Source organism: Enterobacter sp. T1-1 (assembly GCF_000710795.1).
Lineage (GTDB): Bacteria > Pseudomonadota > Gammaproteobacteria > Enterobacterales > Enterobacteriaceae > Enterobacter > Enterobacter cloacae.
Window position 1 is genome coordinate 1 of record NZ_JALW01000083.1, and the last position, 10,189, is coordinate 10,189.

Here is a 10,189-nt window from a genome sequence, read left to right on the forward strand (position 1 = left end):
AATCCTCCCGGATGCACCATCTTCTCCTGGTTTGTTTATTCCTTCGACGTTCCGTCAGCAATCACACTCTCTGTCAGCGACAAAAACGCCCGTTTACGATAAAGTAACCCTTTGTTAATCGGTTAGCGAGAGCACGATGTACGCACAGTATGACGGTTTGATCTTCGATATGGATGGCACACTTCTGGATACCGAACCCACGCATCGCCAGGCCTGGACGGACGTTCTTGGACGTTACGGTATGCGCTTCGATCTCCAGGCGATGATTGCCCTCAACGGATCTCCTACCTGGCGCATCGCACAGGCCGTGATTGAACTTAATCAGGCCGATCTCGATCCGCACCAGCTCGCGCGTGAAAAAACCGATGCAGTCAAAGCTATCCTGCTGGATACCGTGCGTCCTCTGCCGCTTATTGACGTGGTAAAAGAGTGGCACGGACGTCGCCCGATGTCGGTCGGCACGGGCAGCGAAAGCGCTATCGCCGAATCGCTGCTCAACCATCTTGGCCTGCGCCACTATTTTTCTGCGGTGGTTGCCGCCGACCATGTTAAAAATCACAAACCCGCACCGGACACCTTCCTGCTTTGCGCAGAACGAATGGGTGTGCCGGCGGCAAAATGCGTTGTCTTTGAAGATGCCGACTTTGGCATTCAGGCCGCGCGTGCTGCCGGAATGGATGCGGTGGATGTTCGCTTACTGTGAGTGACGCGCTGTCACTTTTATCATTATTCGCCAGCAGTTTTTTAAGTGCTACGCTCTTACCGGGCAATTCGGAAGTGGTGCTGGTGGCGATGCTGTTGTCTGGCGTGAGTCAGCCCTGGTTGCTTGTGTTAATAGCAACAATGGGTAATAGCCTTGGAGGGCTGACTAACGTTATTCTTGGGCGTTTCTTTCCGCTGCGTGAAAAATCGCGCTGGCAGGAAAAGGCAGTCGGCTGGCTAAAACGCTATGGCGCTGCCACGCTGTTATTAAGCTGGATGCCTGTAATAGGCGATTTACTGTGTCTGCTGGCGGGATGGATGCGCATCTCCTGGGGGCCGGTGCTCTTTTTTTTGTGCCTTGGCAAGGCGTTGCGCTATGTTCTTGTGGCGTGGGCAACACTACAGGGTATGACGTGGTGGCACTAATTGGTGGAATGAATACGCGACCTTCAATCGTCAACCATTACAATTATGCTGAGTAACATTACTTTGACAGGCGGGAGGTCAATTTGATCCCGGACGTATCACAGGCGCTGGCCTGGCTGGAAAACCACCCTCAGGCACTGAAGGGTATTCAGCGTGGCCTTGAGCGTGAAACGCTGCGCGTAAACGCGGATGGCAGCTTAGCGACGACGGGTCACCCGAAGACGTTAGGCTCGGCGCTGACACATAAATGGATCACTACCGATTTCGCTGAAGCACTGCTGGAATTTATCACTCCGGTGGACGGTGATATTGATCATATGCTGACGATATTGCGCGACATCCATCGCTACACCGCCCGAAATATGGGCGATGAGCGTATGTGGCCGCTCAGCATGCCCTGCTATATCGAGCAGGGGCAGGAGATTGAACTGGCGCAATACGGCACGTCGAATATCGGTCGACTGAAAACGCTGTATCGCGAGGGTCTGAAAAACCGCTACGGCGCGTTGATGCAGACGATCTCAGGCGTACATTACAACTTCTCTTTGCCGATGGCTTTCTGGCAGGCGAAATGCGGTGAAACGGATAAGGACGCGATCTCCGCGGGTTATTTCCGCCTGATCCGCAACTATTACCGTTTTGGCTGGGTTATTCCTTACCTGTTTGGTGCGTCTCCGGCTATATGCTCCTCGTTCCTGCAGGGGAAACCGACGACGCTACCGTTCGAGAAGACCGCGTGCGGAATGTACTACCTGCCGTATGCCACCTCGCTGCGTCTGAGCGACCTTGGCTATACCAATAAATCGCAAAGCAATCTCGGTATTACGTTTAACGAATTGCACGAATATGTGGCAGGATTGAAGCGGGCGATCAAAACCCCGTCGGAAGAGTACGAGAAAATCGGCCTCGAAAAAGACGGCAAACGTCTGCAAATCAACAGCAATGTGCTGCAGATTGAAAACGAACTGTACGCACCGATTCGTCCGAAGCGCGTGACGCGCAGCGGTGAAACCCCGTCGGATGCGCTGCAGCGCGGCGGGATCGAATACATTGAAGTGCGCTCACTGGATATCAACCCGTTCTCACCGGTCGGTGTTGATGAGCAGCAGGTTCGCTTCCTGGATCTGTTTATGGTCTGGTGTGTGCTGGCCGATGCGCCGGAAATGAGTTCAGACGAACTGCTCTGTACCCGCACTAACTGGAACCGCGTGATCCTGGAAGGACGCAAACCGGGCCTGACGTTGGGTATCGGCTGTGAAACGGCGCAGTTCCCGCTGCCGAAAGTGGGTAAAGATCTGTTCCGCGACCTGAAGCGCGTTGCCCAGACAATGGACAGCCTTTACGGTGGCGAAGCGTATCAACAGGTCTGCGACCAGTTAGTGGAATGCTTTGATAACCCGGAGCTGACATTCTCGGCGCGTATTCTGCGTTCTATGATTGATCAGGGCATCGGCGGAACAGGGCGTGCCCTCTCCGCGGAGTACCGTGAAATGCTGATGCAGGAGCCATTAGAGATCCTGAGCGAAGCGGATTTTGCGGCGGAGCGCGATGCGTCTGTCGTACGTCAGAAAGAGGTCGAAGCGGCGGATACGGAGTCGTTTGAGGCGTTTCTGGCGAAGCAGGCTTAAGCAGAAAAGAAAAAGGCCACATCGCTGTGGCCAAAATATACATCTCTGAATTCAGGGATGATGATAACAAATGCGCGTCTTTCATATACTCAGACGTGCATTCTGTAGAAGAGTTCAGTTTATTTTAAAAAAAATCACTATCGGAGGTGACGTATGCCGTTATTAGATAGCTTTACTGTCGACCATACCCGTATGGAAGCACCTGCAGTCCGCGTGGCGAAGACCATGAACACCCCGCACGGCGACACGATCACCGTTTTCGATCTGCGCTTCTGCGTGCCGAATAAAGAAGTGATGCCGGAAAAGGGCATTCATACGCTGGAACACCTGTTTGCTGGTTTTATGCGTGACCACCTGAACGGTAACGGCGTGGAGATTATCGATATTTCTCCGATGGGCTGCCGTACCGGTTTTTACATGAGCCTGATCGGCCAGCCTGAAGAGAAGCGTGTTGCTGATGCCTGGAAAGCGGCCATGCAGGACGTGCTGAAGGTAAAAGAGCAGAACCAGATCCCCGAGCTGAACGTCTACCAGTGCGGCACATACCAGATGCACTCTCTGGAAGAAGCCCAGGAGATCGCGCGTCACATCATCGAGCGTGATGTTCGCGTCAACAGCAACGAAGAGCTGGCCCTGCCAAAAGAAAAACTGCAGGAACTGCACATCTAGTGCACCTTTTCCCTCTCCCGACGGGAGAGGGTAGGGTGAGGGTTGTTTAACCCATGACCACAACGTCTACCTTCTCCTTTACCCATCGTCCCCTCGTTCCGTTTGCCCATGATTACGTTCATGGTGACAGCGAGCCGTGGCACCAGCACGACTGTGCCCAGCTGCTGCATACCCTGAGCGGGGTGGTAAGAGTGGATACCGCATCGGGCTGTTGGGTTGTTCCGCCGGGCCGTGGCGTCTGGCTGCCAGCAGGAACGCAACACTCGCTTCGCATCACCGGCAACGTGGCGGCGCGTACGCTGTTTATCGATCCGCTGGCGCGGGCCGATCTCCCTGCAACCTGCCAGATCGTGCAGATCTCGTCGCTGTTACGCGAACTGATCCTCGCTTCCCTGCTGCTTGATGAATCTTACTCGCCGGGGAGCCGCGACGAGCGGGTGTATGAGCTGATTCTGGATGAGATCCGTTTGATGCCAGTGCTGCCGTTTCATCTGCCGGAACCGGAAAGCGAGCCGTTACGCCAGCTTTGCCAGCAGATCCGCCAGGCACCCGGTGAAAGCTGGAGCAGTACTGAGGCGGCGAGCTGCGCAGGCATGAGCGAGCGCACACTGAACCGTCATTTTCAACAGCAGACCGGTTTACGCTACGCGGAGTGGTTGAGAAGGGCGCGCCTGCTGGAGGCGTTGCAACGGCTGGCTCAGGGGCAGCCCGTGCTACGCGTGGCGCTGGATCTGGGCTACGGTAGCCACAGCGCCTTTACCGCGATGTTTCGCCGGGTGATGGGGACATCACCCAGCGATTACTTCAAAGACAGCTAACCGCATTAAACAGCGCCTGGAGCGAGGCGCGCGCCACGTCACTGTCAATGCCCACTCCCCAACGGCTGCTGCCGTCCTGGAACAGGCAGCGGATGTAAGCCACCGAGCGGCTGTCGCTGCGCTCCCCCAGCGTATGTTCGTGGTAGTCTTTAATCACAAACGGGGTGTTGAGCCAGCGGCTTAACCCACTGGCTGCCGCGGATAACAGCCCGTTGCCCTGGCCTTCAAGCTGGCGCGTTGCGCCCTGCGTCACGATGCTTGCCGTCAAACGTAACTGACCGTCCTGCTGACTGTCGCTGCGATAAGATTGCAGGGCAAAGTGCGGGTCTGCGACCAGCCCGTAGCGGCTGCGAAACAGTTGCCACAGGGCGTGCTGCGTCATCTCTTTACCATGGCGATCGGTCTCCTGCTGCACATGCTGGCTAAAATCCTGCTGCAACGCGCGGGGCAACTTCAGACCATGATTCTGCTCGATGAGCCAGGCGCTGCCGCTTTTCCCGGACTGGCTGTTAACCCTGATCACTGCTTCATACGTGCAGCCGATATCCTGCGGATCGACGGGCAGGTACGGCATCTCCCAGCGCTCGCCCGGTTTGCGGGCATCAAAGCCTTTTTTGATGGCGTCCTGATGCGAGCCCGAGAAGGCGGTATAGGCCAGCCGTCCCGCCCACGGATGGCGCGGGTGTACCGGAAGCTGGTTGCAGGCTTCCACCACTTCTACCACCCGGTTCATATCGCTAAAGTTGAGATTCGGGCTGATCCCCTGGCTGTAGAGATTCATCGCCAGCGTTACCAGGCAGACGTTGCCCGTGCGTTCGCCGTTGCCAAACAGACAGCCTTCCACCCGGTCCGCACCCGCCATCACCGCCAGCTCCGCGCTGGCCACGCCGGTACCGCGGTCATTATGCGGATGAACGCTGATGCAAACATCGGCGCGACGGCTAAAGTGGCGGCAGAAATACTCAATCTGATCGGCATACACGTTCGGCGTGCTGACCTCCACGGTGGCCGGTAAGTTGATCACCATGGGCCGTTCGGCGCAGGGCTGCCAGATCTCCGCCACCGCTTCACAAATCTCCAGCGCAAACTCCGGCTCGGTAAAGCAGAAGGTTTCCGGGGAGTATTCGTACTGCCAGCGGGTTTCCGGGTTCTCTTCGCAGAGCTTGCGGATAAGCCGCGTGGAGCGTGTTGCCAGCTCCACGATTTGCGCTTTCTCCAGGCCGAACACCAGGCGGCGAAACAGCGGGGCGGTGGCGTTATACAGATGGACGGTGGCCTGTTTCGCGCCACGTAACGATTCAAAGGTGCGGACGATCAGGTCTTCTCGTGCCTGGGTTAACACCTGAATTGTGACGTCATCCGGGATGCGATTCTCTTCAATCAACTGGCGAACAAAGTTGAAATCCGTCTGCGAGGCAGAGGGAAAGGCGACTTCAATCTCTTTAAACCCGCAGCTTAACAGCAGATCCCAGAACTGCAGCTTGCGCGTGCTGTCCATGGGTTCGGCCAGGGCCTGGTTGCCATCGCGTAAATCGGTTGAGAGCCAGCGCGGGGCATGGGTGATGCGTTGCTCAGGCCAGCGACGGTCGGGAAGAGAAATAACGGGATAAGGCTGGTACTTGTCGGCGGGTGTGTTCAGCATGATGCGCTCCTGTTGTCTTTTCACTATCGTGAATCGATTTCAGGAGCGCTGCTTTATCGGATGTGACAATTGCTGTCGCGTTTTGGACAACAGCGCGGGTTTTGCCGGATGTGCACATATCGTAGGCCCGGTAAGCGAAGCGCCACCGGGCATTTCACGCAGAGGACTAGTGCGCGCCACCCCCTCCACCGCCGGCACCAAACGGCGGTCTGGCAAACCACACCAGCCCCAGCAGGACGATGAAGATCCCCGCGGATATCCAGAAAATCTCGTTAGCCGAGATAATCAGCCCCTGGTTGGTGATCTGCTGGGCAATCCAGCCGGACGCCTGCTGTTCCGTCATGCCCATCCCCTGAAGCTGGCTATACATCTGCTGCGCATTCGGGTTGTACGGATTTACCGCTTCGGTCAGCTGCGCATGGTGCATCGATTCCCGGTTTGTCCACAGCGTGGTGGTGATCGATGTCCCGATGGAGCCCGCTAATGTACGGGTAAAGTTCGACAGGCTCGACGCGGCCGCCAGACGCTCAGGCGGTAAGCCAGACAGCGTGATGGTGGTCAGCGGCATAAAGAAGCACGCTACCGCGAAGCCCTGAATAAACTGCGGCCACGCAGAGGCGCCAAAGTCCATCCCCGGTTCAAAGGTATACGCGCGCCAGTAGAAGCACACCGCATACATAATGAAGCTGAAGGTCACCAGCCTGCGCATGTCGAGCTTATGGGCAAAGCGGCCAATGATTGGCGACAGCAGCACCGGGATCACCCCAACAGGCGCAGAGGCCAGACCCGCCCAGGTCGCGGTATAGCCATACACCTCCTGCAGCAGCTGCGGCAGCAGAACAATCGCGCCGAAGTAGAGCATATAGGCGAGGCTGATACACAGACAGCCGATGGTGAAATTTCGCGACTTAAACAGCGAGAGATCGACTATCGGGTTGTCGTCCGTCAGCTCCCAGACAATCAGGAAGCTCAGCGACACCACCGCGACAATGGTCAGGATGATGATCTCCTGCGAGTTGAACCAGTCCAGCTCCTTACCCCGGTCGAGCATGATCTGCAGACTACCGATACCGAGGATCAGCAGCGCCAGACCAATGCTGTCGATTCGCCGCTGTTCGGTACGGGTCTCACGACCGCGCAAGGATTGCAGCGTCATCAGAACCACAACCGCTCCAATCGGAACGTTGATGAAGAAGATCCAACCCCAGTGGTAGTTATCGCTGATGTACCCGCCGAGAATCGGTCCGCAGATAGGCGCGACGATCACGGTCATTGACCACAGCGCCAGCGCGACGGAGCGTTTTGCAGGCGGGTAGTTACTCAGCAGCAAACTTTGCGAAAGGGGGATCAGCGGCCCGGCGACAATCCCCTGGATGACGCGGAAGAAAATCAGCATCGTCAGGCTGCTGGACATCCCGCACGCCCAGGAGGCCAGCACAAACGCCACTGTTGACCACAGGAACAACTTCACCTCACCGACGCGCTTCGCCAGCCAGCCGGTAATCGGAATGGAGATGGCGTTTGCCACCCCGAACGAGGTAATGACCCAGGTTCCCTGGCTCAATGATGAGCCAAGGTTCCCGGCGATCGTCGGGATCGCCACGTTTGCGATGGTGGAGTCCAGCACCTGCATGAATGTCGCCAGCGACAGCGCAATGGTCATAATGACCAGCTGCGCGCCTTCCAGCGGTTTTTGCGGCTTTTGCTGTTGCATAACGCTCACCTTCGGATTAACCGGCGTTTGCCTTCACGATGTCATCGATCAGCTTGTTGACCGGATCGAGGCTAATTTCACGGGCGTTACTTTCATAAGCCGGGGTGCTACGTACCTGGCTTGCCAGAATCTGGCCGTCGCGGTTAGCGGTATCCACCGTCACCAGCGTGGAGAGGCCAATACGCAGCGGATGGTCTGCCAGCTGTTTAGGATCAAGCTCGATACGCACAGGCAGACGCTGCACCACTTTGATCCAGTTACCGGTGGCGTTTTGCGCAGGCAGCAGCGAGAAGGCGCTGCCGGTACCCATATCCAGACCCACTACTTTACCGGTGTACTTCACGTCGTCGCCGTAAATGTCGCTGATAACAGTTGCGGTCTGGCCGATACGCATATGGGCAAGCTGCGTCTCTTTGAAGTTCGCATCAACCCACAGATTGTCCGCCGGCACGACCGCCATCAGCGGCGTGGTTGGGCTGATCTGCGCGCCTGGCTGTACGGAACGACGGGAGACGTAGCCGGTCATCGGGCTGACGATTTTGGTACGCTGCAGGGCAAGCCATGCGTTACGCACTTCGGTCGCCGCCTGTTGTACCGCAGGCTGGTTTTCAAGGCTGGTACCGAGAATCATCGCCTGGTTAGCGTTGTACTGCTGAATAGCCACATCCAGCTGCGCCTGGGCGCTGGCAACGGCATCGCGGGCGTGCTGCAGCTCTTCACGGCCAATCAGATTGGCGGTACCGAGCGGCACGCGACGGTTCAAATCGCTCTGCGCCTGGGCGAGTGCGGTTTTCTGCACGTCGATGTTGGCCTGCAGCTGCTTACTGTTGATCATCAGCTGACGGGTCTGACGCACGCTGGAGGCCAGCGCGGTCTGTGCTTTTTCAAACGCCTGTTGAGCGTCGGTCGGATCCAGCGTGACCAGCACATCCCCTTTTTGCACAAAGTCGGTATTGTCAGCCCAGACTTTCGTCACGCTGCCCGACACCTGCGCCATAATTTGTACCTGATTCCCTGCCACGTATGCGTCGTCTGTCTCTTCTGCATGACGCAATACTAAAAACCAATAGATCCCATATGCCACGGCAATAATGATAAAGAGCAAGGTCAACAGAAGAAGGGCGCTCTTACGTTTGCCTTTCTTGTTGGCCGGTTGCTGCGGGGTTGTGTTCTCCGCATTTGCGCTCATTGTTGTTCTCCACGATCTTCTTATTTTCACATCGGCTGAGCCGACCTGTTGTCAGAAAGGCCAGCAGTGTCACGTGCTGGCCTGTCAGTTTTCTTTTTTTAAATCTGGATGTTCGAGCGTGTCGTCGCGTTAGCGCAGCGCCTCAAGGATGGCGCCATCTTCATCCATCTGATCCAGACGGGTGAGCAGCTTGCGAGTGATGTGCTCAAGCTGGTCGCGCTCGCTTGTGCTGAGGACAGACCAGAGTTTGTGCAGGCAGTTGTGCTGAGGTGGCAGCACCTCACGCAGGAATTGGTGACCTTTGTCGGTCAGTTGCAGATGCAGGCAACGGCGGTCGTTATCGCTTTCACGGCGTTCAATCCAGCCGCGCTTTTCCAGCTCATCAGCGATACGGGTGGCGTTCGTACGGGACGAACCCAGCGCGCAGCTCAGCTCAGACGGCTGAATACTGTGGTTTTCCTGAGACTCCAGCGTAATCAACGCCATAAATAACGTCTCGTTAATCCCCTGAGCTTTCAGCATCTTATTACGATTATCCAGCAGTTTCCCCTGCATGTGCATGCACAGGCGGGTCAGCAGGATTTCCTGATACGGGAAGTCCTCATGACGACTGGCGCGGAATTTAAGCATTTGTTCAATGGGCGTAAACGAACTATCCATTTGGGCATAACCTCATTAATTACAGCCGATATAGTAACGACAGTGACAAATAATGTAAATGAATTATTTGTGCGGTTAAATCCGCCAAACTAATGTCACTATCAGAAAGCGCCGGGTAAGTCCGTGACCCGGTGAGCACAGAAAGAGAGAGGGATGAACCCGCGGAAGAGAGGATGTGAGGACAGGGGTCTGAACTATTCATGCCGTTTGAAAATATGTCACCCACATTAAAATTTCTGGGATAAATGATTACGTTTACATTAACAGAGTGAGGGGCCCCTTTACACCCTAAGAGGCCCAAAGCTATGTAAAACTTAGTGAATGGCTTCCTGACGATGGTATCCGCGCCACCATACTACCAGGTTTAGCGCGGCGACAACGGCTCCTGTCGCGCACACGCCTGTCCACCCGCCATGCTGCCACGCCGAGGCGGAAATTAACGAGCCCGCAGCACCACCAATGAAGTAGCTGGTCATGTACCCGGCAGTAAGACGGTTTCGCGCGTCTGGCTTCACGCGGTAAATCACGGTCTGGTTAGTGATATGCACGCCCTGTACGGTGAGGTCGAGCACCAGAATGCCGACGATCAGCGCCAGCACGGAGGTATGACCGTACCAGATGGCTGCCCAGGAGAGCAGAAGCAGCACCAGTCCCGCGCTGGTGGTCATGTGAGATTTGCCCTTATCGGCCAGCCCGCCTGCCGGACGCGCGCCGAGCGCCCCCGCCGCACCGGCCAGACCA

10 protein-coding genes are annotated in these 10,189 nt (G+C 56.4%); 5 read left to right on the top strand and 5 right to left on the bottom strand.

Annotated elements, in window-relative coordinates; translation table 11 throughout:
* The first annotated feature begins 136 nt into the window (after positions 1-136).
* The 5 genes from yqaB (at position 137) to AK59_RS0121880 (ending at position 4,243) form a co-directional block, all read left to right on the top strand.
* Positions 137-703 carry a fructose-1-phosphate/6-phosphogluconate phosphatase gene (gene yqaB, locus AK59_RS0121860; RefSeq protein ID WP_029883824.1) on the top strand — a complete coding sequence of 189 codons (567 nt, stop codon included), beginning with the start codon at positions 137-139 and terminating at the stop codon, positions 701-703.
* The gene (locus tag AK59_RS0121865; RefSeq protein WP_014833021.1) at positions 700-1,128 is read left to right on the top strand and encodes a YqaA family protein; all 429 of its coding nucleotides are present in this window, start codon (positions 700-702) and stop codon (positions 1,126-1,128) included. Before yqaB ends, AK59_RS0121865 begins: the two co-directional genes overlap by 4 nt.
* 83 nt (positions 1,129-1,211) lie before the next feature.
* A complete protein-coding gene (gene gshA, locus AK59_RS0121870; protein ID WP_013098433.1) occupies positions 1,212-2,756 on the top strand; it encodes a glutamate--cysteine ligase in 1,545 nt (514 codons plus the stop codon).
* 153 nt (positions 2,757-2,909) lie between these two features.
* Entirely contained in the window at positions 2,910-3,425 is a 516-nt protein-coding gene (luxS, locus tag AK59_RS0121875; RefSeq protein WP_013098432.1) for an S-ribosylhomocysteine lyase, read from the top strand.
* A 53-nt stretch (positions 3,426-3,478) separates the two neighbouring features.
* The gene (locus AK59_RS0121880; RefSeq protein ID WP_029883825.1) at positions 3,479-4,243 is read left to right on the top strand and encodes an AraC family transcriptional regulator; all 765 of its coding nucleotides are present in this window, start codon (positions 3,479-3,481) and stop codon (positions 4,241-4,243) included.
* Here the strand turns inward: AK59_RS0121880 and leuA are convergent.
* From leuA to AK59_RS0121905, 5 genes are all read right to left on the bottom strand, one after another.
* The gene (leuA, locus tag AK59_RS0121885) at positions 4,230-5,885 is read right to left on the bottom strand and encodes a 2-isopropylmalate synthase (RefSeq protein ID WP_029883826.1); all 1,656 of its coding nucleotides are present in this window, start codon (positions 5,883-5,885) and stop codon (positions 4,230-4,232) included. The two genes, AK59_RS0121880 and leuA, sit on opposite strands and share 14 nt — an antisense overlap.
* 166 nt (positions 5,886-6,051) lie before the next feature.
* Positions 6,052-7,599: a multidrug efflux MFS transporter permease subunit EmrB gene (gene emrB, locus AK59_RS0121890; protein WP_013098429.1), complete on the bottom strand. Its 1,548-nt coding sequence runs from the start codon at positions 7,597-7,599 to the stop codon at positions 6,052-6,054.
* Between the two features lie 16 nt (positions 7,600-7,615).
* Positions 7,616-8,788 (bottom strand): multidrug efflux MFS transporter periplasmic adaptor subunit EmrA, encoded by a 1,173-nt coding sequence (gene emrA, locus AK59_RS0121895; protein WP_013098428.1) that lies wholly within the window; start codon positions 8,786-8,788, stop codon positions 7,616-7,618.
* Between the two features lie 129 nt (positions 8,789-8,917).
* Positions 8,918-9,448 (bottom strand): transcriptional repressor MprA, encoded by a 531-nt coding sequence (gene mprA / locus AK59_RS0121900; RefSeq protein WP_013098427.1) that lies wholly within the window; start codon positions 9,446-9,448, stop codon positions 8,918-8,920.
* Between the two features lie 314 nt (positions 9,449-9,762).
* Positions 9,763-10,189, bottom strand: a 427-nt coding sequence (locus tag AK59_RS0121905) for an MFS transporter (protein ID WP_029883827.1), incomplete at its 5' end; no start/stop codon positions are given.

What these genes read in the sequence shown, in the direction of transcription:
- yqaB (WP_029883824.1), top strand. Translation starts at nt 137, where the DNA reads ATGTACGCACAGTATGACGGTTTGATCTTCGATATGGATGGCACACTT.
- luxS (WP_013098432.1), top strand. Translation starts at nt 2,910, where the DNA reads ATGCCGTTATTAGATAGCTTTACTGTCGACCATACCCGTATGGAAGCA.
- AK59_RS0121880 (WP_029883825.1), top strand. Translation starts at nt 3,479, where the DNA reads ATGACCACAACGTCTACCTTCTCCTTTACCCATCGTCCCCTCGTTCCG.
- leuA (WP_029883826.1), bottom strand. Translation starts at nt 5,885, where the DNA reads ATGCTGAACACACCCGCCGACAAGTACCAGCCTTATCCCGTTATTTCT.
- emrB (WP_013098429.1), bottom strand. Translation starts at nt 7,599, where the DNA reads ATGCAACAGCAAAAGCCGCAAAAACCGCTGGAAGGCGCGCAGCTGGTC.
- emrA (WP_013098428.1), bottom strand. Translation starts at nt 8,788, where the DNA reads ATGAGCGCAAATGCGGAGAACACAACCCCGCAGCAACCGGCCAACAAG.
- mprA (WP_013098427.1), bottom strand. Translation starts at nt 9,448, where the DNA reads ATGGATAGTTCGTTTACGCCCATTGAACAAATGCTTAAATTCCGCGCC.